Genomic DNA, 25,866 nt, shown 5'->3' on the forward strand with positions numbered 1-25,866 from the left:
ATTCAGAAAACAGGAATACCTTGTTTAAATCTGCCACATTTATCCCCAGCGATATGCTATTCCTGCTTTTTCTTTGGCCTTTTCTCTTTGTGAAATAAATATTTATACGCGGCATATCAGCACGCAGGAAAATATAAGCAGGAGCGTTATTCTGCTTTTATTCACCGTACGGAAAAGCGCGAGCGGCAGCGGTCGTTCTGCTTTACAGCCATAAAATATAACCAGACGATATTTATTTCGCGTCGAGGGATCCGCTACGGTTGATAGCAGGCAATCCATGGGGGAGAGTGTAAAAAGATCTGTGTAAATGGCATTTTGAGGAAAACCTTCAGAGGACAAAAAATGCATATCAGCAACGAACTTATTGACCAACTGCTTCAGGATTGCCACTCCCCTCAGGAGCTTCTGGGTGAATCAGGCCTACTCAAGGAGCTGACTAAAAGACTGGCGGAACGGGTTCTTCAAGCTGAGATGGAGATACACCTTGGGTATGCTAAGCATGACCCGGCTGGTAATAATTCAGGCAACTCCCGCAATGGCAAGACATCCAAGAGCGTACGTAGCCAAAATGGGGCGCTCGAGCTCGATATTCCGCGCCACCGCAACAGTACCTTCGAGCCGACACTGATCGGTAAGCACGAAAAGCAGCTTAACGGCTTCGATGACCGCATTATTTCTCTCTATTCCAGAGGGCTATCAACCCGTGATATTCAGGCTCACTTTAAAGAAGTCTACGGGGTCGATGCTTCCGCTGGCTTCATTTCTCAAGTGACCAATGCCGTGATGGATGACGTTAAGCGCTAGCAGCAACGGCCGCTGGATGCGTTTTATCCCATTGTTTACCTTGACTGTATTGTGGTCAAAAGCCAGGACGGCGGAGCCGTGACCAACAAGTCTGTTTACTTGGCTCTAGGCATCAACGGCCAGGGCGAAAAAGAGCTGCTGGGGCTATGGATAGCCAAAACCGAGGGGGCCAAGTTCTGGTTATCTGTAATGACAGAACTGAAAAATCGTGGGCTACAGGACATCTTCATCGCCTGCTGCGATGGCCTGAAGGGCTTTCCTGATGCCATTGAAGCTGTTTACCCGCATACGCGGGTACAGCTCTGCATCGTGCATCAGGTGCGGAACTCGCTGCGCTACGTCGGCTGGAAAGAGCGTAAAGCCGTTGCTGCTGACCTCCGCACTATCTATAGTTCCGCAACGCTAGAGGGCGCTGAAGAGGCCCTGGATGCCTTCGCGGCCAAATGGGATGAGCAGTTCCCGACGATCAGCCCATCGTGGAGAAATAATTGGGAACGTCTCATCGTCATTTTTGATTTTCCGCCGGAGATTCGCAAGGTTATCTACACCACCAACGCGATAGAGTCGTTAAATGCTTCATTGCGCAAGATAACGAAAACGCGACGAATATTTCCAACGGATGACTCTGTGCTAAAATTATTCTATCTAGCCTTGCATAATATCTCGGCTAAATGGACCCTACCAATCAGAGACTGGAAACCGGCTATGAGCCAATTCATGTTGATGTATGGAGATCGGATTTCCGGTTAAGCGATGGAGCCATTTACACGAAATTCTTTACAAACTCACGCTCACAACTTTATCGTGATGCTTATCGCCGTCCCAACGTTGTAGAAAGATGTTTTGGCCGTTTAAAGGAATATAGACGGATTGCCACACGTTATGAAAAAACGGCAAGAAACTATTGTAGTGGTCAACTAAATTTGGCCACCCTACCTGACTGTTGATGGAACAGCCGTTCTGATTCATTTGGTGTTAACCCACCGTTATACCAGTGAGGTCTGACATCGCTATAATAATGGGTTATGTAGCGAATAATGGATGATTGAGCAGTACTAAAGCTTTGGTAGCCAGTCGTTGGCACCCATTCAGTCTTCAGACTACGGAAGAATCGCTCCATCGGACTATTATCCCAACAATTTCCTCTGCGACTCATACTTTGGGTCATCTGATAACGCCACAATGCCTGCCTATACTGACGACTGGTGTAATGGCTTCCTTGGTCACTATGAAACATGACTTGTTTGGGATGCCCACACAGTTCCCAAGCCATTTGTAGTGCTTTGGCTGTTAATTCTGAATCTGGCGAAAACGACATTGCCCAACCCACGGGTTTTCGGGCAAATAAATCTAATACCACCGCCAGATACGCCCATCGGTCGCCTGTCCAAATATAGGTTACATCGCCGCACCAAACCTGGTCAGGCTTGGTAACAGCGAACTGCCTATTGAGCAGATTTGGAATATCAATACGTTCATTTCCACCGCGGTTGTATTGATGTTTTCTTGTTTGGCAACTAGCGAGGGTTAATTTTTTCATCAACTTACCCGCTAACCACCGCCCAAGTTTCACGTCGTGTGTATTGGTAACCATCGTGGCGATAGTCCTTGCGCCCGCAGACCCGCCACTAACGGGCTTTGTTGAATAAATCAGAATTAGCCGACAGGATGACTCCCTCTGCTACACCTGTTATCCTATCCTGACGCTGTGTGGCATACCCAACAACGTCATACGGTTCAGCGCTTTGACCATCGCTATGGCTTCACCTACTTGAGCCTCATAGTCACGCAGGCTCAGATGGCCACCCAGCAAAGTTTTTATGCGGAACATCGCTGTTTCTGCCACTGAACGCCGGTGATAACCCACTTTCTTTTTCCACATATCATTACTCCCGCTCAGACGCTGATTCGCCACCGCATGGTTACGTTCATGGTACTTGTCCGGCCAGTATTTGGCTCCGCTTCGCGGCGGGATAAGGGGCCTGATTTTCTTTCTTAGCAACGCATCGTGGCAGTAACGGGCGTCATAAGCACCGTCTGCTGACACTTCCCTGATTTTTCGGTGGGTTTGGTTAATCAGGCCCGGCAGTGCCTGCGCATCTGTCGTTCCGCTGAGCGATAAGTCGGCACAGATAATCTCATGCGTCGCACTGTCTGCTGCCAGATGAAGCTTGCGCCACACTCTTCGTCTGTCAGCCCAATGCTGCCTGACTTTCCATTCACCTTCGCCAAAGACCTTCAGACCGGTACTGTCGATGACCAGATGCGAGATTTCACCACGCGTTGGCGTTTTTATGCTGATACTGACGGTTTTTGCCCGCCGACTGACCAGAGAGTAGTCCGGGCAGCGCAATGGCAGGCTCATCAGTGTAAAAACCGAGTCGACAAAGCCCTGTAATGCCCGGAGCGACAGGTTAAACACGCGCTTTATCATCAAAACCGTGGTAACAGCCATATCGGTGTAGTAAAGCGGCCGACCACGACCTTCAGGCGAAGAACTGTCAGTCCATGCAGCGATGGCCGACTCATCAAGCCAGACCGTCAGGGAGCCGCGTTGTCTGAGTGCTTTGTTGTAGGTGGGCCAGTTGGTGATTTTAAACTTTTGCTTTGCCATGGGGAGCTGCTATCGGGAGCGATCATAGTGCTTTGATCCGGCGATCCCCTGAAAGTTCGATTTATTCAACAAAGCCCCACTAACGTTCCACGCTTCGCTGACCAGGCTACGTTTTATCGTCCGCTCAATATCTGGCTCCTTAGGTCGACACCAATAGCGATAACTGCTTCGGTGAACATTAAAAATACGACACAACGCTTTCACTGGATAAAGCGCTCTTAGCTTTTCAACTACCGAGAATTTTTCAGTGAGTCGGACATTAAGAGCGCAGTAGCCTTTTTTAAGATGGAATTCTCCATTTCCAGTCGGTGGATTTTTTTCTTCATTTCTCTGAACTCAATTTGTTCAGGTGTTAATGGCAGACCAGGCGATGTTTTCCCTTGACGTTCTAAACGAAGGGCTCTTACCCACCGGCTAATCGCTGAAAGACTGACGTTCATGGCTTTCGCGGCTTCCTGGTAGGTATAATTTTGGTCAAGGACTAATTTGGCGGTTTCACATTTAAATTCAGCAGTAATTATTTTACTCATTTTGGCACCTATAAAAATTATGAGGTAAGCATATCACCTCTACTTAGGTGGCCAAATTCAGTATGCCACTACACGCAGCGAAAGGTTTGTAGAAAGCTTTATCATGAGCGTCCTTGTTCAAGCCACCAAACGAGACAACGGTTACGGTTTCGGCATAGGCCTGTGAAGCCATAGCAGTAACCAGCGCGCCGAGCGCCATTTTTTTCACTGCGGACATCTTGGACGGTAACTTCTTGGTCAACATAGTGCGGCTCCTGGAGAGTTCGTCAACGTAAAATGCGGACTGTACCCATCACAATTTATTTGATGCATCATGCATCAAATAAAAAGCATAACCTGTGCCATGAATTCGGATTACCCCTGGTTGATTAGCTGAATTAGCGCGATTGGAGCCTGAAAAAGGCATAGGGAATTTTTATGGCTGGCCACGCTGCCCTGACATCGCGTTTTTTGCTTTGTTGTGGTGCATCGTGTTACACGCTGCACCAGCAAAAGGCGGAGACTGCCAGAACATAGCGCCAGAATGCGGCACGGCCAGAAACGGGTTTCTGAACCGTACCACCTTGGCATTACGATAAATCGACGCAGAGATATTTCATCTCCAGATAATCTTCAATGCCGAAACGGCTTTGTTGAATAATTTAAGATACTGATTTATATAAGCATTATAAAATTTCAACGACTAATTTTTCCTCTCGGAATGCTTTTTATTGTGCTAACTATTTGATTTGTCGTTCTAACAAAATACATTCTCTGTAAATACATTCTCTGTAAATGCATTCTAACTAAAGAAGATGTAAATCAAACGGTTAAATTATTCAACAAAGCCTGCCGAAACGCGAGCCTTCACGTCCTAAACCAGACTGTTTCACCCCACCAAACGGTGCCACTTCGTTGGAGATAAGACCGGTATTGATACCGACCATGCCGTAATCCAACGCTTCCGGCACCTTCCACTGGCGTACCGCATCACGGGTATATAGCTAAACGACATTATTTTGATAACATCCAGCTATGATTCTTTGCCGCATATCAGGGCATAGGATGTAATCATTTTTAAGTCGGTTGGCTATATCGCGTTGGATTAATCAAATAGAGTCAAAAGCATCGACCACGCGTCAGCGAAAGATCGATAAATCCGAGTTGATAAAAGATGTTGAACAATATCCAGATGCTTACCAAAAAGAACGTGCAGAGCGTTTTGGCGTTTGTCAGAAGGCCATTTGGCAAGCGCTTAAAAAGCTGGGATTGACCTATAAAAAAAACTCTACGTCATCCGAAAGCCGACGAAAACGCCCGGCAGGGATTTCAACAAAAAAAACAACAGTATGAAAAAGAAGGTAAACCTATTGTTTTTATTGATGAAAGTGGTTTTTCACACGATACCCCACGGACTCACGGCTATTCCCCAAAAGGTCAACGGTGTTTTGGCCTGAAGAACTGGGGAGCTAGGGGAAGAACAAATGTTATCGGCGCTTTATTAGGCACAACGCTGTTTGCTATCGGATTATTTGATATCAATATTAACAGCGATGTTTTCTATGCCTGGGTGGCTTTGTTGAATAATTTAACCGTTTGATTTACATCTTCTTTAGTTAGAATGCATTTACAGAGAATGTATTTTGTTAGAACGACAAATCAAATAGTTAGCACAATAAAAAGCATTCCGAGAGGAAAAATTAGTCGTTGAAATTTTATAATGCTTATATAAATCAGTATCTTAAATTATTCAACAAAGCCTGCCTGGGTCACACAAGTCCTTATCCCAGTACTCCCTAAAAACAGTGTAATCATGATGGACAATGCCACTTTTCACAAAAAACATAATATTCAACAAGTCATCATCGATGCAGGGTATATGGTGGAGTATTTGCCTACATATTCGCCAGATCTTAACCCAATTGAGCATAAATGGGCACAAGCAAAAAGCAAAAAAAGAGAGATGGGTTGCGATACAGAGAGTTTGTTCTCAGTCCATATGGTGTAATCAAAATTAAGTCGCTTGGCTATAACGTAGTGCATGGTTTTTTCCTCCGGCAGGTTGTGCATCAAGATCCAGATACTGGGGTACTACCGCGCCCGCAAAACGACGCTGGTACGCGGTCTGCTGCGCACTGTCGGACCCTTTATCCGCAAAGAATTTCACCTGCTCTTCTTCCCAAACCGCATCCAACGCCTGCGGTGTGTCGTCACGGGCTTCTTCCGCCACTTTATGCGTGACATCGTCACTTTTTAAGGCGCTACCAGAAAGCGTCAGCAACACATCAAACAACAGGGCATAATCGCTGTCGCGCTGCTGTAAACGTGCACCGAGCAACGCCAGAATGGGCACAATATCCAGCAGCCCCGCACGACTTTCTGCTGAGCCCAATCGCGAGAGATATTCGAGATAGAGCGGCAAAAAATCCGGCAGTTCGTGACAGTCAAGCTCAAGTCCCGCCGCATGGTAATGCTGCATCAGGTCCACCATCGCCTGACCGCGATCACGCGATTCACCGTTCACATGTTCGAACAACAGCAGCGACGTCGCGCGGCCCCGGTCGAACAGCGCGCAGTGTATTCGGCCTGTTTATCCAGCAGCTCCTGCGTACATTGTTGTCGGATAAACAGCGCTAATTGCTCACGCAGTGGCGGTGACAGTGCATCGTCTTGTGCCAGCGCCTCAATCAATTCCTGATGATGCACCCACAGGTCCCCATCGGGATAATCGAGCAGACGGGCGATAATGCGTAACGTCATCATCATCAATCCTCCTGCATCACTTTGCTGTTCATGTCACGCGTTTTGCTGGTGACATCAATGGCATCAATACGTTTGCTGTTAAATAGGTTGAATTTGCTGTCGCTGCCGTGGCAATCGTCACCGAAGCTGAAACCGCACCCTTTACTTTCCGGAAAGGCGTCACGCGCTAACTCACGGTGGCTAGACGGCACCACGAAGCGATCTTCATAGTTGGCAATGGCCAGGTAGCGGTACATTTCCTGCGCCTGAGCGCTGGTCAAGCCCACCTGTTCCAGCGCGGGTATCGATCACCCCTTCTACGGTTTCTGCCCGTTTAAAGTGGCGCATCGCCAGCATGCGTTTCAGCGCCAACAGTAACGGTGCGGTATCGCCCGCCGTCAGCAGATTTGCCAGGTACTGCACAGGAATGCGCAGACTTTCCACGTCCGGCAACACACCGCTGTGTGCCAGCACGCCCGCATCGGCGGCAGATTGGATCGGTGACAACGGCGGCACGTACCACACCATGGGCAACGTGCGATATTCCGGGTGCAGCGGCAGCGCCAACTTCCACTCCATCGCCATTTTGTAGACCGGCGATTGCTGTGCCGCTTCGATAACCCCGCGCGGTACGCCGTCTTTCAGCGCCTGAGCAATCACGTTCGGATCGTGCGGGTCGAGAAAGACATCCAACTGACGCTGGTAGAGATCCTGCTCGTTTTCCGTGGCCGCTGCTTCCGCGATACGATCGGCGTCGTACAGCAGCACGCCGAGATAACGGATGCGGCCAACGCAGGTTTCAGAGCAGAGGGTCGGTTGCCCACTTTCGATACGCGGGTAGCAGAAGATGCATTTTTCTGATTTTCCGCTCTTCCAATTAAAGTAGATTTTTTTGTACGGGCAGCGGCTTTGTTGAATAATTTAAAATACTGATTTAAATGGGTATTATAAAATTTTAACGACTAAATTTTACTACCGTAATGCTTTTTATTGTGCTAACTATTTGATTTATCGCTCTAACAAAATACATTTTCTGTACATGCATCCCACCTAAAGAAGTTGTAAATCAAAACGTTAAATTATTCAACAAAGCCACGGGCAGCCGGTCAGGCACATGCGCCAACCGCGGCATTTATCTTGATCGATCAGTACGATGCCATCTTCACCCCGTTTGTAAATCGCACCGCTCGGGCAGGTCGCTACGCAGGCCGGATTCAGACAGTGTTCACACAGGCGCGGCAAATACATCATGAAGGTGTTTTCGAACTGGCCGTACATCTCCTTTTGCATATGCTCAAAGTTTTTATCTTTGGCACGCCAATAAGGTGATTACACGCAAGCTGTCCATCACGGAAAGTACAGTGAAGGTGCACGTTAAGCATCTGCTGAAAAAAATAAACTAGTTGCTGAATAGAGACTTGCATTTTTTGTCAGGCTATTGAGAATAAAAAGAGGTTTAACTTAGAGAATAAAGGTTTGAAATGATCAACAAAAAGCGGTTGTTACGAGATAATCGTTTATGTAAAGCAATCATTGGATTATCAGTCGAAGAATTGAAAAATTTAGCCGCTGAATTTTCAGCTTGTTATTTGATTTATCGGAAAAAGAATCGAAAAGATCACGAGCGGCAGATGGGTGCAGGGCAGAAAGGATTTATCCCAACCCCATTAGATAAACTGCTTTTTATTTTATTGTATTTAAAATGTTATCCGACCTATGATTTGCAAGGACTTCTTTTTGGTTTAGATAGAACACGGGTATGTCGCTGGGTAAAAATATTATTGCCGGTTTTAGAGATGACCTTGGGGCGAGAATGTGTTTTGCCCGCTCGTCAAATTCGCTCTGCTGAGGAATTTTTTCGCGCCTTTCCTGGAGTTAAAGACGTCTTTATTGATGGGACAGAGCGACCTGTCCAAAAGCCTAAGAATCTGCGTCGGCGAAAAAAAATGTATTCGGGAAAGAAAAGACAGACCACTCGAAAAGGGCTTATTATGACTGACGAAACAATGCAAATTGGATTTATCCCCATGAGCAAAAATGGGCGCCGTCACGATAAACGCTTACTCGATAAAGTCGATATAATTCGCCATATTCCTCCTGAGGTAACCATCTGGGCAGATACCGGTTTTCAAGGTATAGATAAACAGCATCCTAATACACAAATCCCAAAAAAAGGAACTCGAAAAAGACCTTTATCGCCTGAACAAAAACAAGAAAATAAAATAATCTCGGGCATCCGTATTACAGTTGAACACGCCATCGCGAGACTGTAAAATAATCTGTGTAAATGGCATTTTGAGGAAAACCTTCAAAGGATAACAAAATGCCTATCAGCAACGAACTTATTGACCAACTGCTTCAAGATTGTCACTCCCCTCAGGATCTGCTGGGTGAATCAGGCCTACTCAAGGTGCTGACTAAAAGACTGGCGGAACGGGTTCTTCAAGCTGAGATGGAGATGCACCTTGGGTATGCTAAGCATGACCCGGCTGGTAATCATTCAGGCAAATCACGCAATGGCAAGACATCCAAGAGCGTACGTAGCCAAAATGGGGAGATCGAGCTCGATATTCCGCGCGACCGCAACAGTACCTTCGAGCCGACACTGATCGGTAAGAACGAAAAACAGCTTAACGGCTTCGATGACCGCATTATTTCTCTCTATTCCAGAGGGTTATCAACCCGTGATATTCAGGCACACTTTAAAGAAGTCTACGGGGTCGATGTTTCCGCTGGCTTCATTTCTCAAGTGACCAATGCTGTGATGGATGAAGTTAAGCGCTGGCAGCAACGGCCGCTGGATGCGCTTTATCCCATTGTTTACCTTGACTGTATTGTTGTCAAAAGCCAGGACGGCGGAGCCGTGGCCAACAAGTCTGTTTATCTGGCCCTCGGCGTCAACGGCCAGGGCGAAAAAGAGCTGCTGGGGCTATGGATAGCCAAAACTGAGGGGGCCAAGTTCTGGTTATCTGTGATGACAGAACTGAAAAATCGTGGGCTAAAGGACATCTTCGTCGCCTGCTGCGATGGCCTGAAAGGCTTTCCTGATGCCATTGAAGCTGTTTACCCGCATACGCGGGTACAGCTCTGCATTGTGCATCAGGTGCGGAACTCGCTGCGCTACGTCGGCTGGAAAGAGCGTAAGGCCGTTGCTGCTGACCTGCGCACCATCTATAGTTCCGCAACGCTAGAGGGCGCTGAAGAGGCCCTGGATGCCTTCGCGGCCAAATGGGATGAGCAGTTCCCGACGATCAGCCCGTCGTGGAGAAATAATTGGGAACGTCTCATCGTCATTTTTGACTTTCCGCCGGAGATCCGCAAGGTTATCTACACCACCAACGCAATAGAGTCGTTAAATGCTTCATTGCGCAAGATAACGAAAACGCGACGAATATTTCCAACGGATGACTCGGTGATAAAATTACTCTATCTAGCCTTGCATAATATCTCTGCTAAATGGACCTTGCCAATCAGAGACTGGAAACCTGCTATGAGCCAATTCATGTTGATGTATGGAGAACGAATCTCCGGTTAAGCAATGGAGCCATTTACACAAAATTCTTTACAGACTCCGACTTTATCAAGTAAGCGTTTATCGTGACGGCGCCCATTTTTGCTCATGGGGATAAATCCAATTTGCCTTGTTTCGTCAGTCATAATAAGCCCTTTTCGAGTGGTCTGTCTTTTCTTTCCCGAATACATTTTTTTTCGCCGACGCAGATTCTTAGGCTTTTGGACAGGTCGCTCTGTCCCATCAATAAAGACGTCTTTAACTCCAGGAAAGGCGCGAAAAAATTCCTCAGCAGAGCGAATTTGACGAGCGGGCAAAACACATTCTCGCCCCAAGGTCATCTCTAAAACCGGCAATAATATTTTTACCCAGCGACATACCCGTGTTCTATCTAAACCAAAAAGAAGTCCTTGCAAATCATAGGTCGGATAACATTTTAAATACAAAAATAGAGTCTGTAAAGAATTTTGTGTAAATGGCTCCATTGCTTAACCGGAGATTCGTTCTCCATACATCAACATGAATTGGCTCATAGCAGGTTTCCAGTCTCTGATTGGCAAGGTCCATTTAGCAGAGATATTATGCAAGGCTAGATAGAGTAATTTTATCACCGAGTCATCCGTTGGAAATATTCGTCGCGTTTTCGTTATCTTGCGCAATGAAGCATTTAACGACTCTATCGCGTTGGTGGTGTAGATAACCTTGCGGATCTCCGGCGGAAAGTCAAAAATGACGATGAGACGTTCCCAATTATTTCTCCACGACGGGCTGATCGTCGGGAACTGTTCATCCCATTTGGCCGCGAAGGCATCCAGGGCCTCTTCAGCGCCCTCTAGCGTTGCGGAACTATAGATGGTGCGCAGGTCAGCAGCAACGGCCTTACGCTCTTTCCAGCCGACGTAGCGCAGCGAGTTCCGCACCTGATGCACAATGCAGAGCTGTACCCGCGTATGCGGGTAAACAGCTTCAATGGCATCAGGAAAGCCTTTCAGGCCATCGCAGCAGGCGACGAAGATGTCCTTTAGCCCACGATTTTTCAGTTCTGTCATCACAGATAACCAGAACTTGGCCCCCTCAGTTTTGGCTATCCATAGCCCCAGCAGCTCTTTTTCGCCCTGGCCGTTGACGCCGAGGGCCAGATAAACAGACTTGTTGGCCACGGCTCCGCCGTCCTGGCTTTTGACAACAATACAGTCAAGGTAAACAATGGGATAAAGCGCATCCAGCGGCCGTTGCTGCCAGCGCTTAACTTCATCCATCACAGCATTGGTCACTTGAGAAATGAAGCCAGCGGAAACATCGACCCCGTAGACTTCTTTAAAGTGTGCCTGAATATCACGGGTTGATAACCCTCTGGAATAGAGAGAAATAATGCGGTCATCGAAGCCGTTAAGCTGTTTTTCGTGCTTACCGATCAGTGTCGGCTCGAAGGTACTGTTGCGGTCGCGCGGAATATCGAGCTCGATCTCCCCATTTTGGCTACGTACGCTCTTGGATGTCTTGCCATTGCGTGAGTTGCCTGAATGATTACCAGCCGGGTCATGCTTAGCATACCCAAGGTGCATCTCCATCTCAGCTTCAAGAACCCGTTCCGCCAGTCTTTTAGTCAGCACCTTGAGTAGGCCTGATTCACCCAGCAGATCCTGAGGGGAGTTACAATCTTGAAGCAGTTGGTCAATAAGTTCGTTGCTGATAGGCATTTTGTTATCCTTTGAAGGTTTTCCTCAAAATGCCATTTACACAGATTATTTTACAGTCTCATAAAATAAAAAGCAGTTTATCTAATGGGGTTGGGATAAATCCTTTCTGCCCTGCACCCATCTGCCGCTCGTGATCTTTTCGATTCTTTTTCCGATAAATCAAATAACAAGCTGAAAATTCAGCGGCTAAATTTTTCAATTCTTCGACTGATAATCCAATGATTGCTTTACATAAACGATTATCTCGTAATAACCGCTCTTTGTTGATCATTTCAAACCTTTATTCTCTAAGTTAAACCTCTTTTTATTCTCAATAGCCTGACAAAAAATGCAAGTCTCTATTCAGCAACTAGTTTAATGAAGCCGGATGGCTGGAGGCCTGTCTGAAAAGTCGTCGTTACGAACCTCATATCCAGTCAAGGAAAGAGGAGTCGGAAGCCATCAAAAACACGGATTTTAAAGCTCACCGCTGGGTAGTGGAGAGAACGCAAAGCTGGATGAATCGCTTTCGTCGGGTTCTGACTCGCTGGGAGAAGAAAGTCGAAAATTATGAGGCGATGCTGCATTTTATAGCCAAGCGACTTAATTTTGATTACATCATATGGACTGAGAACAAACTCTCTGTATCGCAACCCATCTCTCTTTTTTTGCTTTTTGCTTGTGCCCATTTATGCTCAATTGGGTTAAGATCTGGCGAATATGTAGGCAAATACTCCACCATATACCCTGCATCGATGATGACTTGTTGAATATTATGTTTTTTGTGAAAAGTGGCATTGTCCACCATGATTACACTGTTTTTAGGGAGTACTGGGATAAGGACTTGTGTGACCCAGGCATAGAAAACATCGCTGTTAATATTGATATCAAATAATCCGATAGCAAACAGCGTTGTGCCTAATAAAGCGCCGATAACATTTGTTCTTCCCCTAGCTCCCCAGTTCTTCAGGCCAAAACACCGTTGACCTTTTGGGGAATAGCCGTGAGTCCGTGGGGCATCGTGTGAAAAACCACTTTCATCAATAAAAACAATAGGTTTACCTTCTTTTTCATACTGTTGTTTTTTTTGTTGAAATCCCTGCCGGGCGTTTTCGTCGGCTTTCGGATGACGTAGAGTTTTTTTTATAGGTCAATCCCAGCTTTTTAAGCGCTTGCCAAATGGCCTTCTGACAAACGCCAAAACGCTCTGCACGTTCTTTTTGGTAAGCATCTGGATATTGTTCAACATCTTTTATCAACTCGGATTTATCGATCTTTCGCTGACGCGTGGTCGATGCTTTTGACTCTATTTGATTAATCCAACGCGATACAGAGGCAGGGCCAATCCGAAATTGCTTCGCTGTTTCTCGGATACTCAACCCTTCGTTTTTCCGTGTAGATATCACTTTACGTCTAAAATCAATTGAATAGCTCATTTAAATAATGTAATCAAAATTAAGTCGTTTAGCTATACCCGCGGCATCATTGTCTGGAATAAAATCCTATTGGGATAGGTTCTAAATGTGCGCTGCCGTTCAACACGTTGGTCCTGCCGGTTGAGAACGAAATATGACACAGCATCAACACCGAGACCATGACGACGATGCTTGGCATCTCCAGGCCGAAATTCAGCGTATTGCCCGTTAGGCTGGCAATCACGGTGACCGCTGGCACGGTCAGTGAAATGGTGGCGAGTACCGATCCGAAAAACAGGTTCATTGCACGCTGCACCTGATTGCGCAGCACTGCTTTAATCGCGCCCAGAACCTCTGGAGAGAGGATAAGCAGCGCCACCAGAAAGCCGGTGAATTGCTCTGGGGCGTTCATGCGCGTCAGCAGCGCGTTGAGCGGCGCGGAGTCCATTTTGGTGATACTGATCACCGCTACCAGATGAATCAGCAGCCAAGCGGTGTGCCACAGCGAACTGTGCGCAGAGGGTTTGCCATGGTGCGGATCGCCGTCATCACTTTCATCTTCATGTTCGTAGATAAACAGGCTTTGGTGCGTGCGCGTTTGGATCAGGAGAAACACGCCGTACATGGCGGCGGAAATGAGGGCGATAATCAGCGCTTGCCCGGTGGTGAAACTTCCGCCCGGCAGTGAGGTGGGGAAAACCAGCACGATAATTGCCAGTGGAAAAATGGCCATCAGGTACTGTTTGATACCGATCAAGTTGACGTGCTGTGTGGCAAATTTCCGACCGCCTAGCAGTAAGGCAAACCCGACCAGGCCGCCGCTGACGATCATAATGATGGAATAAAGCGTATCACGCATCAGGTCCGGACCGGCATCACCCGTGGCCATCAGCGCAGAGATCAAGCTTACTTCAAGGACGACGACGGAGAGACTGAGGATCAGTAAGCGTGTTGCTTAATAGTAAAATAAGGGTGTTTCGGTGATTGAAGTAAATTTTACGCTGTTCTGAGATGGAAATTCCAAAGACCGGCGCTAAGGAGTAAGAAGGTATCATCAATAAAGGGTCTACGATTCCGTAAAATTTGGGTCATGCAACCGAGGCGCTTGATACCCGCGATGGCGTGTTCAACTGTAATACGGATGCCCGAGATTATTTTATTTTCTTGTTTTTGTTCAGGCGATAAAGGTCTTTTTCGAGTTCCTTTTTTTGGGATTTGTGTATTAGGATGCTGTTTATCTATACCTTGAAAACCGGTATCTGCCCAGATGGTTACCTCAGGAGGAATATGGCGAATTATATCGACTTTATCGAGTAAGCGTTTATCGTGACGGCGCCCATTTTTGCTCATGGGGATAAATCCAATTTGCCTTGTTTCGTCAGTCATAATAAGCCCTTTTCGAGTGGTCTGTCTTTTCTTTCCCGAATACATTTTTTTTCGCCGACGCAGATTCTTAGGCTTTTGGACAGGTCGCTCTGTCCCATCAATAAAGACGTCTTTAACTCCAGGAAAGGCGCGAAAAAATTCCTCAGCAGAGCGAATTTGACGAGCGGGCAAAACACATTCTCGCCCCAAGGTCATCTCTAAAACCGGCAATAATATTTTTACCCAGCGACATACCCGTGTTCTATCTAAACCAAAAAGAAGTCCTTGCAAATCATAGGTCGGATAACATTTTAAATACAATAAAATAAAAAGCAGTTTATCTAATGGGGTTGGGATAAATCCTTTCTGCCCTGCACCCATCTGCCGCTCGTGATCTTTTCGATTCTTTTTCCGATAAATCAAATAACAAGCTGAAAATTCAGCGGCTAAATTTTTCAATTCTTCGACTGATAATCCAATGATTGCTTTACATAAACGATTATCTCGTAACAACCGCTCTTTGTTGATCATTTCAAACCTTTATTCTCTAAGTTAAACCTCTTTTTATTCTCAATAGCCTGACAAAAAATGCAAGTCTCTATTCAGCAACTAGTTTAGTGAACCATAGGGTTCGCCCAAGCGGTGGGCCAACACGTCAGCATGGCGCACGACGCTAAAGGCGCTGGCGAGAATACCCACCAATGCAATAAAGTTTATACCAAGGATAGCGATCAGGTTCTGTGCATCGTTCCATTGCAACAAAACAAACAGCGCGATAATGGGGAAGATCAGAGAATATTCGTGGTGACGCGTTTTGATCACCTCAGTGTGCGACTTCATGGCAGGCGGTTCCTTATCAAAAGTAATGAATCTCACTGGTCGTGCCGCACGCCTTATTGTTCTTTTCACTTATGCCAGACGGGTAGCGACGGCAATCCATGTGCAAGGGTGTGGCGTTGCGGAAAAAAGTTGCTTACAGCTATACCTGTCATACTTCAAGTTGCAGATGCGTTGGCTGCACGCGTTCATCCGAATTACTTACTCGAGTATGCGTATCGTGATGAATGACCCTCATCCTAAGGTTCACCCAACGGGCCAGCATAGGCGCTGTTTAAAACGTAAACGTGTTGCGCTGCAACACGAATGCTTTAAGGTATAGTTATAGCCTAAAAAACAAAATCAGATTAGCAGAATGCGCGCAGCAGGCGGGAGATTTTAAGTGATTTTACATTCTTGGTGATAAAAAGAGGGTAAGTGGAGAGAATTTTGCAGTTTTATCCTCACTGTATTGATGTGGCTATGAATTTTAGCCATCTCAGTCATCTGGGTTATCCATAAAATCGTGACTTTTCTGATGATAATCCTCTTCGTTTAACCCTTCACGCCAATATGGCACGGCGTAGAGCTGATTTCTCTCAACTTTGATCTCTCTGCGTACATAACGACGCAGTTGCACCACGATGCGGTCTTCGCCCGCCAGCCAGAAAAATGCGCTGCTGGCATCAATGTCGCGTGTCACAGCGTGGAACTGTTGCAACAACGTATCCGTACTGGCGGTCGAGCGGACCACCCAATGCACGCTGAGGCCACTGGGGGCGGTCAGTGGCAGACGATCGGCCTCGCTGTCGACGCGGATAACGGCATGACCGGTGGCATCGCGGGGCAATGCGTCCAGCAACGCCGCAATGGCGGGCAGCGAAGAGGGATCGCCTGCCAGGTAATAGGCGCTGGACGCAGGCAGCATCGGGTGCGGACCGCCCGGTTGAGTAATACCTACGCTATCTCCTGGCTGTGCGTTGCGGGCAAACGTGACGGCGGGTCCGCCGTGGTCGTGCAGGGCAAAGGCCACATCCACTTCGCCCAATTCGTGCCGGAAGGCATAAATCGTATAAGTGCGCACGATGGGGCGCGTCTCACCTTCTGGCCATTGCGGGCCTAGCTCTCCCAATGTGGGCAACGTAGGTACTTTCTGACCGGAACGCGCTAAAAACAGTTTAATATGCGCAGCATGTCGCCCGACGGCCGGGTAGTCGAGCAGTGTGTAGCTGTGAAAGGTGATGCAGCGCAAGTGCGGTGAGAGATCGGTGATGCGTTTAACCTGGATTAATCGGGGTTGGGCTGGGCGAAAACCTGTCGGATGAGCCATTAAATTTCTCCATCATTCAGCCGATATCATTATTGATTTGATGGACAACATCATATAGCCAACCGACTTAAAAATGATTACATCCTATGCCCTGATATGCGGCAAAGAAGCATAGCTGGCTGTTATCAAAATAATGTCGCTTGGCTATATCATGTTGATGATAGTGATTATCATTTTAGTGACAGGCAAAAAGCACGCGTGGCTAAAAAGTGTTGTTCACCCTTTTTTGTTACGATTTCAGCGTTACATTAACCCTTTATGATTAAGATCAAGCTTGATTGCCACACAAAAAATGGCATATTCTGAAATGAGTTGCAGAAAATTTAAGCAGCTACGCGATTTTTGTCAGAAAGAACGCGGCGGTTTTTGTTCGGTTATTGGTTGTTGGGGGTTTTAAGGTATTGTTAACACGCGATTTTTTACAAAAGGCTGATTGTGGTACGTCTTTTGGTTGTATCGAAGAAAACTTGCTGCTCACGCCTTCGCAGCGAGCGGCCTCCCTGAACCAGACGCTATCGCGTCGCCCTGATAGCCCGGTGTGGGTCTTTGGTTATGGCTCACTGATGTGGAATCCGGTATTTACACCGGAGGAAGCCCGTTTGGCTACACTTTCCGGCTGGCAGCGTGCATTTTGCCTGCGCCTTACGGCAGGACGCGGTACGGCAACCCAACCTGGGCGCATGCTGGCGTTAACGCCAGGCGGGAAAACGACCGGGATGGCATTTCGTTTGCCGGAGGCCTCGCTGCGTGAAGATCTGGAACTGTTGTGGAAGCGCGAGATGATCACCGGTTGCTATCGTCCGGAGTGGTGCGATCTGCACTGCCACAGCGGTGAGACACTCACTGCGTTGGTGTTTGTTTCACAAGAACAGCACCCGCTGATCGAGGCGGATACCTGTATACAGCGCGTTGCCACCCTGATTGCCAGAGCCAGCGGTCCGCTAGGCACAAATGCACAGTATCTGTTTGCGCTGGAAGAGGCGCTCAAAAAACACGGTATGGCCGATGAATGTCTAACGGCGCTGGCGCAGCGGGTGCGAGAGATTAAGGAACAGGCGAAGCAGGCGCATCCACAGCAGGGTGACTTCTGATAGGTAAAGGTTTGGCTGTTGACCAGAGACGTCAGCGAGAACGCGCCTAAATCATTGTCCCAGAACTGGTAGCCGGGACCAAGACCGAACGAGCGGTTGACCTTGATGTTTTCGATCCAGTCACGTATGTAGTATTAACGTGACTGGACGAACCATTGCTCATCAAGGAATTTATCCAGTGCGTATTCGCCGGAGGCATTCTTGGTGCTGCGCACATCATTTTCAGTGGCTTCGTGGTAAGTACCATCCACGTTGTGACGCTAGGTGCCGTGGCGCATCCGGGTATCGAGGGTGACGACGTAGTTTTCGGTCTCGGTCGAGCTCTTCTTGTGCGACATCCCGGCGTCGATGTTGCCTTTCCATGAGAAGTCAGTGACCAACGGTTTCGCGGTAACGATGGATTTGATATTGGTGAGTGCCAGCGTTTGTTCACCCTGACCTGCGCTGGCAGGCGCGCCGACGACGGAACGGGTTTCACCCGCCTTCAGGTTCGGATACAGCACACCGTTTTCATAGCGCTCGCCCTGAATCACCAACCCGTGGTCGGATTCAAAGGTCTTGACCTGATCCCAGGCGACAGAAACGGAGCCTGCATAATCCGTGGTGATAAACAGTTTGCCGCCGTCAAGCAGCGTAATTTTCCCGGTAATTTTGTCCCCGTTGTTGAGCCAGACCGTATCGGCGTAGCTTGCAGACGTGCCAACCGTTGCCAGAGCAAAGGCCAAACCCAGGGAAGATAGTGCGCGTTTAGTATGTGTCATTTTTTGGGAGATAATACAGTGGAAGTCGTTGATGAATAATGCTGCCAATGGCGCTGGCTAAAGCAGTTGAGCCGTTAATTTCGTCACTGCAAACAGTAACAGGAAATGTGATCTGGCTCTACAATAAAACAGCGATTCGTTAGAATCTAAATTGTTATAAAACATATCAATGATGATTAAGCGCTATAACCAGAGCAAAATCCCGTTTCAATCGGGCGTTATCCCCTCAACGCCGTCCGAGGGTGCGAAGAGGGAGAGGGACATCACGCCGCTTGTTGTGGCTTGCGCTGGTTTCTCTCAGGGCGTGCCTTGCGTGGCAGAAAACGGATTGTGAGAAATTGGCGTACTCGCGTCACAATGTGTTCTTGGAACAGCAAGCAGATAATCACGGTTGCCAGCAGGAATATGCCGTAGCCGGGCAGTGAAAGCTGCACGTTCCCAGCGGCCAAGGCGCACTGTCCCCAATCGCTAAAGCAGGTCTTAGGATCGCCGCGTAATAGCTGCTCCAGCGTTCGGAACAGGTTAAACAGGGGAACATGCAGCGCAAAAATAGAGAGTGATGCTGCACCCAATCGCGGTGACCAATGGCGTAGCCAGTGGCTATCCGGATCGCGTGCCAGCGCGCTCAGACACACCAGCCCCACCTGCGCTGGTAGCAGCAGACCGTTGTGCAACAGGAAATACCAATAGGCTTCTCCGTTAGTGAACAACCAGGCACCCGCAATGAAATTCAGCAAAATAAACGCGGCAACGCCGTTGCGTTGGCCGTTGGTCAGTGGCGTTCTGGCGCGATCGCGATAATAGCGGAATAGCGCATAGCCTAATATCCCCGCTAAAAATTCCGGCAAACGGAAAATAGGCCCGCGTTGCAGCAAACCGGTGTAGGGCATACCAAACTGCTGCTTCCAAATAATCCAGGCAGGTGGTATCAAATAGAGCAGACAAATAATACCAAGCCACATCCAGGGGTGACGGCTGTTAAGTAAGCGCGGCCCCAGTGCTGGAAAGAGTAAATAGAAGAAAAACAGCGTTGAGAGCGACCACAACGGGGCATTGAACGTCAGAAAGTAGGGATTCCACGCTTGCAGCATAAACACTTGCAGCAGGCTATTGAAGAGCAACTGCGCATTGGTCATGTAATGGCGCAGGCTTTCCGGATCGACATTGGGCTCGTTGGTGTCATAAATGACAAAGCGTGCGCTGGCGACCTGGCCCTCTGGTGGCACCGCCAGCCATTGCATCAGGGTGACCACGGCGATAGATGCCAGCAGTGCCATGATGTGGATGGGATAAAGCGTGAACAGCCGTTTGGCCCAAAAATGGCGGACGGGCTCGCGCAGTTGTCCACCGCGAATATAAACGTGAGCCAGCAAAAATCCGGACAGCACGAAAAAGGTGCTGGTGGCAAAAAAACCCATGCTGGTCAGTTCACTTAAGAAAGGCACACGTTTTATCTGGGGATAAACATGGGCAGTGTGATAGATCATCACATAGCAGCCGAGCAGAAAACGCAGCCATTCCAGTCCGATAAAGCGTTCTGTACGCGGTTTGATCATGATTATTCCTCTGTGCCGAGCAGCAATGCGCATTACGCCAAACGGCGTCGAAAATCATCACTGTGGCGAATAGCAAAAAACGAATCTTAATGTGAGTTTAGCGAAGTAAATAGCGGGAATACGTAGGATTATGACGATAATCGCCACTCTCGTTTAGGATTTGTTTAATATTTGTAGTGTTATTTAACCAACTGAAAAAAAATGTAAAGCCTTTTAAAGAAGGCGGATTCCCTTTCCTCACCGGTATTCAGATTTGCCGGTGAACGAGATCCGATCGAACTCATGAGTAATAGTAATGTTTACAGGGCTATTAAATTTCAGAGAGCAGCGCTAAGCAGCCTGGCAATCAAGGAGTAACAATAAGCGTGTTGCTTAATAGTGAAATAAGGGTGTTTCGGTGATTGAAGTAAATTTTACGCTGTTCTGAGATGGAAATTCCAAAGACCGGCGCTAAGGAGTAAGAAGGTATAGCCAACCGACTTAAAAATGATTACATCCTATGCCCTGATATGCGGCAAAGAAGCATAGCTGGCTGTTATCAAAATAATGTCGCTTGGCTATATCATCAATAAAGGGTCTACGATTCCGTAAAATTTGGGTCATGCAACCGAGGCGCGGCTTTGTTGAATAAATCGAACTTTCAGGGGATCGCCGGATCAAAGCACTATCATCGCTCCCGATAGCAGCTCCCCATGGCAAAGCAAAAGTTTAAAATCACCAACTGGCCCACCTACAACAAAGCACTCAGACAACGCGGCTCCCTGACGGTCTGGCTTGATGAGTCGGCCATCGCTGCATGGACTGACAGTGCTTCGCCTGAAGGTCGTGGTCGGCCGCTTTACTACACCGATATGGCTGTTACCACGGTTTTGATGATAAAGCGCGTGTTTAACCTGTCGCTCCGGGCATTACAGGGCTTTGTCGACTCGGTTTTTACACTGATGAGCCTGCCACTGCGCTGCCCGGACTACTCTCTGGTCAGTCGGCGGGCAAAAACCGTCAGTATCAGCATAAAAACGCCAACGCGTGGTGAAATCTCGCATCTGGTCATCGACAGTACCGGTCTGAAGGTCTTTGGCGAAGGTGAATGAAAAGTCAGGCAGCATGGGGCTGACAGACGAAGAGTGTGGCGCAAGCTTCATCTGGCAGCAGACAGTGCGACGCATGAGATTATCTGTGCCGACTTATCGCTCAGCGGAACGACAGATGCGCAGGCACTGCCGGGCCTGATTAACCAAACCCACCGAAAAATCAGGGAAGTGTCAGCAGACGGTGCTTATGACGCCCGTTACTGCCACGATGCGTTGCTAAGAAAGAAAATCAGGCACCTTATCCCGCCGCGAAGCGGAGCCAAATACTGGCCGGACAAGTACCATGAACGTAACCATGCGGTGGCGAATCAGCGTCTGAGCGGGAGTAATGATATGTGGAAAAAGAAAGTGGGTTATCACTGGCGTTCAGTGGCAGAAACAGCGATGTTCCGCATAAAAACTTTGCTGGGTGGCCATCTGAGCCTGCGTGACTATGAGGCTCAAGTAGGTGAAGCCATAGCGATGGTCAAAGCGCTGAACCGTATGACGTTGTTGGGTATGCCACACAGCGTCAGGATAGGATATAGCCAAGCGACATTATTTTGATAACAGCCAGCTATGCTTCTTTGCCGCATATCAGGGCATAGGATGTAATCATTTTTAAGTCGGTTGACTATAACAGGTGTAGCAGAGGGAGTCATCCTGTCGGCTAATTCTGATTTATTCAACAAAGCCCCGAGGCGCTTGATACCCGCTAAAGTCGATATAATTCGCCATATTCCTCCTGAGGTAACCATCTGGGCAGATACCGGTTTTCAAGGTATAGAGAAACAGCATCCTAATGCACAAATCCCAAAAAAAGGAACTCGAAAAAGACCTTTATCGCCTGAACAAAAACAAGAAAATAAAATAATCTCGGGCATCCGTATTACAGTTGAACACGCCATCGCTGGTGAGACTGTAAAATAATCTGTGTAAATGGCATTTTGAGGAAAACCTTGGCTTTGTTGAATAAATCAGAATTAGCCGACAGGATGACTCCCTCTGCTACACCTGTTATCCTATCCTGACGCTGTGTGGCATACCCAACAACGTCATACGGTTCAGCGCTTTGACCATCGCTATGGCTTCACCTACTTGAGCCTCATAGTCACGCAGGCTCAGATGGCCACCCAGCAAAGTTTTTATGCGGAACATCGCTGTTTCTGCCACTGAACGCCGGTGATAACCCACTTTCTTTTTCCACATATCATTACTCCCGCTCAGACGCTGATTCGCCACCGCATGGTTACGTTCATGGTACTTGTCCGGCCAGTATTTGGCTCCGCTTCGCGGCGGGATAAGGGGCCTGATTTTCTTTCTTAGCAACGCATCGTGGCAGTAACGGGCGTCATAAGCACCGTCTGCTGACACTTCCCTGATTTTTCGGTGGGTTTGGTTAATCAGGCCCGGCAGTGCCTGCGCATCTGTCGTTCCGCTGAGCGATAAGTCGGCACAGATAATCTCATGCGTCGCACTGTCTGCTGCCAGATGAAGCTTGCGCCACACTCTTCGTCTGTCAGCCCAATGCTGCCTGACTTTCCATTCACCTTCGCCAAAGACCTTCAGACCGGTACTGTCGATGACCAGATGCGAGATTTCACCACGCGTTGGCGTTTTTATGCTGATACTGACGGTTTTTGCCCGCCGACTGACCAGAGAGTAGTCCGGGCAGCGCAGTGGCAGGCTCATCAGTGTAAAAACCGAGTCGACAAAGCCCTGTAATGCCCGGAGCGACAGGTTAAACACGCGCTTTATCATCAAAACCGTGGTAACAGCCATATAGCCAAACGACATTATTTTGATAACAGCCAGCTATGATTCTTTGCCGCATATCAGGGCATAGGATGTAATCATTTTTAAGTCGGTTGGCTATATCGGTGTAGTAAAGCGGCCGACCACGACCTTCAGGCGAAGAACTGTCAGTCCATGCAGCGATGGCCGACTCATCAAGCCAGACCGTCAGGGAGCCGCGTTGTCTGAGTGCTTTGTTGTAGGTGGGCCAGTTGGTGATTTTAAACTTTTGCTTTGCCATGGGGAGCTGCTATCGGGAGCGATGATAGTGCTTTGATCCGGCGATCCCCTGAAAGTTCGATTTATTCAACAAAGCCGAAAACCTTCAAAGGATAACAAAATGCCTATCAGCAACGAACTTATTGACCAACTGCTTCAAGATTGTCACTCCCCTCAGGATCTGCTGGGTGAATCAGGCCTACTCAAGGTGCTGACTAAAAGACTGGCGGAACGGGTTCTTCAAGCTGAGATGGAGATGCACCTTGGGTATGCTAAGCATGACCCGGCAGGTAATCATTCAGGCAACTCCCGCAATGGCAAGACATCCAAGAGCGTACGTAGCCAAAATGGGGAGATCGAGCTCGATATTCCGCGCGACCGCAACAGTATAGCCAACCGACTTAAAAATGATTACATCCTATGCCCTGATATGCGGCAAAGAAGCATAGCTGGCTGTTATCAAAATAATGTCGCTTGGCTATAATCGTCCGGTGGCGCCGAATCTGCTACAGCAGGATTTCACAGCATCAGCCCCGAACCAGAAATGGGTCGGTGACATCACTTACTTATGGACGGAAGCGGGCTGGGTTTATCTGGCTGTAATAATTGATTTATTTTCACGAGCCGTTGTGGGATGGTCAATATCGGTAAGGATGAAGTCGGGCCTGGTCTGCGATGCCCTGCAGATGGCCCTGAGCCGACGGGGTTCCCCAGAGGGCGTCATCGTCCACTCGGATCGTGGCAGTCAGTACTGTTCTGATGATTATCAGAAGTTAATTAAAATCAGTAAATTAACATGTAGCATGAGTGGGAAAGGCAACTGTTATGATAACGCGTGTGCTGAAAGTTTTTTTCACAGCCTGAAGGTGGAGCTGATCCACGGCGAACACTTTCCTGACCGGGAAACCATGAAATCTGAGGTGTTTAACTACATTGAGGTGGATTACAATCAGAAACGGCGGCATAGCACGCTGGGCTATGTCAGCCCGATGGTATTTGAACGACAAGTCCTCTCTTAAGGGCGTGTCCATCAAGTCTGGGCCAGATCAGACTTCAGTCAGGTCAGTCATCGTAAGATTGCCGAACTCGAACACATACTCAATACAAGGGGCAGAAAATCGCTGGGCTATCGTTCCCCCAATGAGGTATTTTTAACGCACTTACTGGTGGCATAAGCCTCTACCGTTTTGTTGCGTTTCGAGTGGGAATTGGGCTATTGCGGTAAACGTTTCTATAAAGCAGGCATAAAAAATGGGAGCCACCCGGCTCCCGTTTTTCATTCGATGCTGGGCGCTACAGTGCACGCTGCCGCGTTTCCTGTCCCAACAGCATAATAGCCAAGACAGCAAGCAGTATTGCCAGACTAAACAAGGCAAAAATACCACTGATGGGCACGCCGCTTGCGACCAAAGCGCCAACCAACAGTGGGCCAAAAATCCCACCGATGCGCCCTACGGCCGCAGCCATCCCTGCACCGGTAGCGCGAATGGAAGTCGCGTATTGCTCTGGCGTATAGGCATACAGCGCCCCCCAAGCCCCAAGGTTGAAAAACGATAGCAGCGAGCCGGAAAGCAGCAGTTGTGAGGCACTGGTGGCAACACCAAAAAAATAGGCGCTGATCAGCGTTCCCAACAAATAGACCACCAGCACAGCCTTTCGCCCTGCGCGTTCAATCAGCCAGGCAACGGTAAAATAGCCGGGTAACTGCGCCAGCGTCATCACCAGCACGTAGCCGAAACTTTTCACCATATCAAACCCTTTGAGCATCATCACGCTCGGCAACCACAAGAACATGCCGTAATAGGAGAACACCACGCAAAACCAGACAATCCACAACATTACGCTGGCACGCCGCAACTCCGGTGCCCAGAGTGCAGCAATCTTATGGCGAAAAGCGCTTTTTTTCTCTTTCTGGCTCAGTTGCAGATAGTGCGGCGAATCCGGCAAACGAAAGCGCAAGTAGAGCGCATAGAAAGCGGGCAACGCACACAGGATCATGGCACCGCGCCAGCCAACGCTAGGCAAGGGAATAAGGAAGTAGGCGATTAATGCGGCCAGCAGCCAGCCTACAGCCCAAAAGCTTTCGAGCAGCACCACGACGCGTCCTCGTACTTCTGGGGGCACACTTTCACTGACCAGAGTAGAGGCCACCGGCAATTCGCCGCCTAATCCCATGCCGATAAAGAAGCGCAACACCAGCAAACTGCCGAATCCCCAGGCAAAGGCGCTTAATCCGCTGGCAATGCTGAACATCAGCAACGTGATCATAAAGGCACATTTACGCCCTTTACGATCGGCATAAAGGCCGAAAACAAATGCACCAACCACCATGCCAATGGAGTTAACGCTGCCGATTAGCCCTAACTGCGCGGCAGAAAGCCCCCACTCCAGCTTCAGCGCCGCCAGAACAAAAGACAATAGCCCGACATCCATGGCATCAAACAACCAGCCGGTGCCACAAATGAGCAATAACTTATTACTGCATAACGCACCCTGTCTTACCTGAGATAAAATCATGATATTATTATGTCATCGTCAATCACGGTTTGTTTATCATACTAAACACGCATGACACTGTCATGCAGCTTTT

Annotated in this window: 20 protein-coding genes and 17 pseudogenes; 15 read left to right on the top strand and 22 right to left on the bottom strand. The window is 48.2% G+C overall.

Translation table 11 applies throughout. The features are described 5' to 3' along the window. Window positions 1-342 precede the first annotated feature (342 nt). Window positions 343-1,554 (top strand): annotated as a pseudogene (locus ACQGXV_RS30755) (IS256 family transposase). A gap of 38 nt (window positions 1,555-1,592) precedes the next feature. Then, a pseudogene (locus ACQGXV_RS30760) lies at window positions 1,593-1,751 on the top strand (transposase); the annotation flags it as partial. Here the strand turns inward: ACQGXV_RS30760 and ACQGXV_RS30765 are convergent. The 5 genes and pseudogenes from ACQGXV_RS30765 to ACQGXV_RS30785 all read right to left on the bottom strand — a co-directional run. Continuing rightward, a pseudogene (locus ACQGXV_RS30765) lies at window positions 1,718-2,437 on the bottom strand (IS3 family transposase); the annotation flags it as partial. The pseudogenes ACQGXV_RS30760 and ACQGXV_RS30765 overlap by 34 nt on opposite strands. A 57-nt stretch (window positions 2,438-2,494) precedes the next feature. Beyond that, the gene (locus ACQGXV_RS30770; protein WP_440864153.1) at window positions 2,495-3,418 is read right to left on the bottom strand and encodes an IS5 family transposase; all 924 of its coding nucleotides are present in this window, start codon (window positions 3,416-3,418) and stop codon (window positions 2,495-2,497) included. 92 nt (window positions 3,419-3,510) lie between these two features. Further along, window positions 3,511-3,948: pseudogene (locus tag ACQGXV_RS30775) on the bottom strand (transposase); the annotation flags it as partial. Window positions 3,949-4,021: 73 nt separating this feature from the next. Beyond that, window positions 4,022-4,165, bottom strand: a pseudogene (locus tag ACQGXV_RS30780) (ABC transporter substrate-binding protein); the annotation flags it as partial. Between the two features lie 601 nt (window positions 4,166-4,766). Next, window positions 4,767-4,931: pseudogene (locus ACQGXV_RS30785) on the bottom strand (aldehyde dehydrogenase family protein); the annotation flags it as partial. A gap of 82 nt (window positions 4,932-5,013) precedes the next feature. Between ACQGXV_RS30785 and ACQGXV_RS30790 the strand changes: the two are divergent. From ACQGXV_RS30790 to ACQGXV_RS30800, 3 genes are all read left to right on the top strand, one after another. Beyond that, window positions 5,014-5,280 (top strand): IS630 transposase-related protein, encoded by a 267-nt coding sequence (locus tag ACQGXV_RS30790; protein WP_440864154.1) that lies wholly within the window; start codon window positions 5,014-5,016, stop codon window positions 5,278-5,280. 25 nt (window positions 5,281-5,305) lie between these two features. Further along, window positions 5,306-5,527, top strand: a complete 222-nt coding sequence (locus tag ACQGXV_RS30795) for a transposase (protein ID WP_440867735.1) — start codon at window positions 5,306-5,308, stop codon at window positions 5,525-5,527. Between the two features lie 138 nt (window positions 5,528-5,665). Further along, window positions 5,666-5,935, top strand: coding sequence for a transposase (locus ACQGXV_RS30800; protein WP_440867736.1), 270 nt, complete (start codon window positions 5,666-5,668; stop codon window positions 5,933-5,935). 6 nt (window positions 5,936-5,941) lie between these two features. On the opposite strand, the pseudogene narJ reads toward ACQGXV_RS30800, so the two are convergent. From narJ to ACQGXV_RS30815, 3 genes and pseudogenes are all read right to left on the bottom strand, one after another. Continuing rightward, window positions 5,942-6,690, bottom strand: a pseudogene (gene narJ, locus ACQGXV_RS30805) (nitrate reductase molybdenum cofactor assembly chaperone). A 2-nt stretch (window positions 6,691-6,692) separates the two neighbouring features. Beyond that, a pseudogene (locus tag ACQGXV_RS30810) lies at window positions 6,693-7,572 on the bottom strand (4Fe-4S dicluster domain-containing protein); the annotation flags it as partial. Between the two features lie 180 nt (window positions 7,573-7,752). Continuing rightward, window positions 7,753-7,959: a 4Fe-4S dicluster domain-containing protein gene (locus ACQGXV_RS30815; protein WP_440864155.1), complete on the bottom strand. Its 207-nt coding sequence runs from the start codon at window positions 7,957-7,959 to the stop codon at window positions 7,753-7,755. A gap of 26 nt (window positions 7,960-7,985) precedes the next feature. Here ACQGXV_RS30815 and ACQGXV_RS30820 point away from each other — a divergent pair. The 3 genes and pseudogenes from ACQGXV_RS30820 to ACQGXV_RS30830 form a co-directional block, all read left to right on the top strand. Next, window positions 7,986-8,072 (top strand): annotated as a pseudogene (locus tag ACQGXV_RS30820) (LuxR C-terminal-related transcriptional regulator); the annotation flags it as partial. A gap of 78 nt (window positions 8,073-8,150) precedes the next feature. After that, window positions 8,151-8,942 carry a transposase family protein gene (locus tag ACQGXV_RS30825; protein ID WP_440864156.1) on the top strand — a complete coding sequence of 264 codons (792 nt, stop codon included), beginning with the start codon at window positions 8,151-8,153 and terminating at the stop codon, window positions 8,940-8,942. Window positions 8,943-8,992: 50 nt separating this feature from the next. Continuing rightward, entirely contained in the window at window positions 8,993-10,204 is a 1,212-nt protein-coding gene (locus ACQGXV_RS30830) for an IS256 family transposase (RefSeq protein ID WP_440864157.1), read from the top strand. On the opposite strand, the gene ACQGXV_RS30835 is transcribed toward ACQGXV_RS30830, so the two are convergent. Genes ACQGXV_RS30835 through ACQGXV_RS30845 form a run of 3 tightly spaced genes read right to left on the bottom strand, consistent with a single transcriptional unit; the run spans window position 10,201 to window position 12,151 of the window. Next, entirely contained in the window at window positions 10,201-10,626 is a 426-nt protein-coding gene (locus ACQGXV_RS30835; RefSeq protein ID WP_440864158.1) for a transposase family protein, read from the bottom strand. The two genes, ACQGXV_RS30830 and ACQGXV_RS30835, sit on opposite strands and share 4 nt — an antisense overlap. A 42-nt stretch (window positions 10,627-10,668) precedes the next feature. Continuing rightward, on the bottom strand, window positions 10,669-11,880 hold the full coding sequence (locus tag ACQGXV_RS30840) for an IS256 family transposase (RefSeq protein ID WP_440864159.1): 1,212 nt from the start codon (window positions 11,878-11,880) through the stop codon (window positions 10,669-10,671). A 58-nt stretch (window positions 11,881-11,938) separates the two neighbouring features. After that, window positions 11,939-12,151, bottom strand: coding sequence for a hypothetical protein (locus tag ACQGXV_RS30845; protein ID WP_440864160.1), 213 nt, complete (start codon window positions 12,149-12,151; stop codon window positions 11,939-11,941). 88 nt (window positions 12,152-12,239) lie between these two features. Between ACQGXV_RS30845 and ACQGXV_RS30850 the strand changes: the two are divergent. Then, window positions 12,240-12,500, top strand: a pseudogene (locus ACQGXV_RS30850) (IS5/IS1182 family transposase); the annotation flags it as partial. Here the strand turns inward: ACQGXV_RS30850 and ACQGXV_RS30855 are convergent. The 6 genes and pseudogenes from ACQGXV_RS30855 to ACQGXV_RS30880 all read right to left on the bottom strand — a co-directional run bounded on the left by ACQGXV_RS30855 (window position 12,473) and on the right by ACQGXV_RS30880 (window position 16,785). After that, window positions 12,473-13,006 (bottom strand): IS630 family transposase, encoded by a 534-nt coding sequence (locus ACQGXV_RS30855; protein ID WP_440867737.1) that lies wholly within the window; start codon window positions 13,004-13,006, stop codon window positions 12,473-12,475. The pseudogene ACQGXV_RS30850 and the gene ACQGXV_RS30855 overlap by 28 nt on opposite strands. After that, complete coding sequence (locus ACQGXV_RS30860; RefSeq protein ID WP_440862584.1) at window positions 12,930-13,295, bottom strand: IS630 transposase-related protein; 366 nt, start codon at window positions 13,293-13,295, stop codon at window positions 12,930-12,932. Before ACQGXV_RS30860 ends, ACQGXV_RS30855 begins: the two co-directional genes overlap by 77 nt. Window positions 13,296-13,341: 46 nt before the next feature. Then, window positions 13,342-14,217: pseudogene (gene chaA / locus ACQGXV_RS30865) on the bottom strand (sodium-potassium/proton antiporter ChaA); the annotation flags it as partial. Between the two features lie 53 nt (window positions 14,218-14,270). Next, the gene (locus ACQGXV_RS30870) at window positions 14,271-15,170 is read right to left on the bottom strand and encodes a transposase family protein (RefSeq protein WP_440862939.1); all 900 of its coding nucleotides are present in this window, start codon (window positions 15,168-15,170) and stop codon (window positions 14,271-14,273) included. A gap of 84 nt (window positions 15,171-15,254) precedes the next feature. After that, a pseudogene (locus ACQGXV_RS30875) lies at window positions 15,255-15,479 on the bottom strand (sodium-potassium/proton antiporter ChaA); the annotation flags it as partial. A 475-nt stretch (window positions 15,480-15,954) separates the two neighbouring features. Next, window positions 15,955-16,785 carry a siderophore-interacting protein gene (locus ACQGXV_RS30880; RefSeq protein ID WP_440864161.1) on the bottom strand — a complete coding sequence of 277 codons (831 nt, stop codon included), beginning with the start codon at window positions 16,783-16,785 and terminating at the stop codon, window positions 15,955-15,957. Between the two features lie 96 nt (window positions 16,786-16,881). Here ACQGXV_RS30880 and ACQGXV_RS30885 point away from each other — a divergent pair, with 96 nt between their 5' ends. Beyond that, a complete protein-coding gene (locus tag ACQGXV_RS30885; RefSeq protein WP_440864162.1) occupies window positions 16,882-17,037 on the top strand; it encodes a hypothetical protein in 156 nt (51 codons plus the stop codon). Between the two features lie 149 nt (window positions 17,038-17,186). Further along, a complete protein-coding gene (locus ACQGXV_RS30890) occupies window positions 17,187-17,876 on the top strand; it encodes a gamma-glutamylcyclotransferase (protein WP_440867738.1) in 690 nt (229 codons plus the stop codon). Here ACQGXV_RS30890 and ACQGXV_RS30895 read toward each other — a convergent pair. From ACQGXV_RS30895 to ACQGXV_RS30905, 3 genes and pseudogenes are all read right to left on the bottom strand, one after another. Further along, a pseudogene (locus tag ACQGXV_RS30895) lies at window positions 17,873-18,637 on the bottom strand (DUF481 domain-containing protein); the annotation flags it as partial. The gene ACQGXV_RS30890 and the pseudogene ACQGXV_RS30895 sit on opposite strands and share 4 nt — an antisense overlap. A 263-nt stretch (window positions 18,638-18,900) precedes the next feature. Beyond that, window positions 18,901-20,193, bottom strand: coding sequence for an acyltransferase family protein (locus ACQGXV_RS30900; RefSeq protein ID WP_440864163.1), 1,293 nt, complete (start codon window positions 20,191-20,193; stop codon window positions 18,901-18,903). A gap of 480 nt (window positions 20,194-20,673) precedes the next feature. Further along, entirely contained in the window at window positions 20,674-20,796 is a 123-nt protein-coding gene (locus ACQGXV_RS30905; protein ID WP_440864164.1) for a hypothetical protein, read from the bottom strand. Window positions 20,797-20,885: 89 nt separating this feature from the next. Here ACQGXV_RS30905 and ACQGXV_RS30910 point away from each other — a divergent pair. Together ACQGXV_RS30910 and ACQGXV_RS30915 are read left to right on the top strand one after the other, a co-directional pair. Beyond that, a pseudogene (locus tag ACQGXV_RS30910) lies at window positions 20,886-21,830 on the top strand (IS5 family transposase). Window positions 21,831-21,968: 138 nt separating this feature from the next. Next, on the top strand, window positions 21,969-22,193 hold the full coding sequence (locus tag ACQGXV_RS30915) for a transposase family protein (protein ID WP_440864165.1): 225 nt from the start codon (window positions 21,969-21,971) through the stop codon (window positions 22,191-22,193). Window positions 22,194-22,280: 87 nt separating this feature from the next. Here the strand turns inward: ACQGXV_RS30915 and ACQGXV_RS30920 are convergent. After that, window positions 22,281-23,298: pseudogene (locus tag ACQGXV_RS30920) on the bottom strand (IS5 family transposase). Between the two features lie 99 nt (window positions 23,299-23,397). Between ACQGXV_RS30920 and ACQGXV_RS30925 the strand changes: the two are divergent. Further along, a pseudogene (locus ACQGXV_RS30925) lies at window positions 23,398-23,661 on the top strand (transposase); the annotation flags it as partial. A gap of 103 nt (window positions 23,662-23,764) precedes the next feature. Then, a pseudogene (locus ACQGXV_RS30930) lies at window positions 23,765-24,295 on the top strand (IS3 family transposase); the annotation flags it as partial. Between the two features lie 274 nt (window positions 24,296-24,569). On the opposite strand, the gene ACQGXV_RS30935 reads toward ACQGXV_RS30930, so the two are convergent. After that, window positions 24,570-25,793, bottom strand: coding sequence for an MFS transporter (locus ACQGXV_RS30935; protein WP_440864166.1), 1,224 nt, complete (start codon window positions 25,791-25,793; stop codon window positions 24,570-24,572). Between the last annotated feature and the right edge of the window lie 73 nt (window positions 25,794-25,866).

The sequence above is a fragment of the Symbiopectobacterium purcellii genome, assembly GCF_052050035.1.
GTDB lineage: Bacteria > Pseudomonadota > Gammaproteobacteria > Enterobacterales > Enterobacteriaceae > Symbiopectobacterium > Symbiopectobacterium purcellii_A.

Coding starts and splice junctions, on each gene's coding strand:
- ACQGXV_RS30770 (WP_440864153.1), bottom strand. CDS start 3,418: ATGGCAAAGCAAAAGTTTAAAATCACCAACTGGCCCACCTACAACAAA.
- ACQGXV_RS30815 (WP_440864155.1), bottom strand. CDS start 7,959: ATGCAAAAGGAGATGTACGGCCAGTTCGAAAACACCTTCATGATGTAT.
- ACQGXV_RS30825 (WP_440864156.1), top strand. CDS start 8,151: ATGATCAACAAAAAGCGGTTGTTACGAGATAATCGTTTATGTAAAGCA.
- ACQGXV_RS30830 (WP_440864157.1), top strand. CDS start 8,993: ATGCCTATCAGCAACGAACTTATTGACCAACTGCTTCAAGATTGTCAC.
- ACQGXV_RS30840 (WP_440864159.1), bottom strand. CDS start 11,880: ATGCCTATCAGCAACGAACTTATTGACCAACTGCTTCAAGATTGTAAC.
- ACQGXV_RS30845 (WP_440864160.1), bottom strand. CDS start 12,151: ATGATCAACAAAGAGCGGTTATTACGAGATAATCGTTTATGTAAAGCA.
- ACQGXV_RS30860 (WP_440862584.1), bottom strand. CDS start 13,295: ATGAGCTATTCAATTGATTTTAGACGTAAAGTGATATCTACACGGAAA.
- ACQGXV_RS30870 (WP_440862939.1), bottom strand. CDS start 15,170: ATGATCAACAAAGAGCGGTTGTTACGAGATAATCGTTTATGTAAAGCA.
- ACQGXV_RS30880 (WP_440864161.1), bottom strand. CDS start 16,785: ATGGCTCATCCGACAGGTTTTCGCCCAGCCCAACCCCGATTAATCCAG.
- ACQGXV_RS30885 (WP_440864162.1), top strand. CDS start 16,882: ATGCGGCAAAGAAGCATAGCTGGCTGTTATCAAAATAATGTCGCTTGG.
- ACQGXV_RS30900 (WP_440864163.1), bottom strand. CDS start 20,193: ATGATCAAACCGCGTACAGAACGCTTTATCGGACTGGAATGGCTGCGT.
- ACQGXV_RS30905 (WP_440864164.1), bottom strand. CDS start 20,796: ATGACCCAAATTTTACGGAATCGTAGACCCTTTATTGATGATATAGCC.
- ACQGXV_RS30935 (WP_440864166.1), bottom strand. CDS start 25,793: ATGATTTTATCTCAGGTAAGACAGGGTGCGTTATGCAGTAATAAGTTA.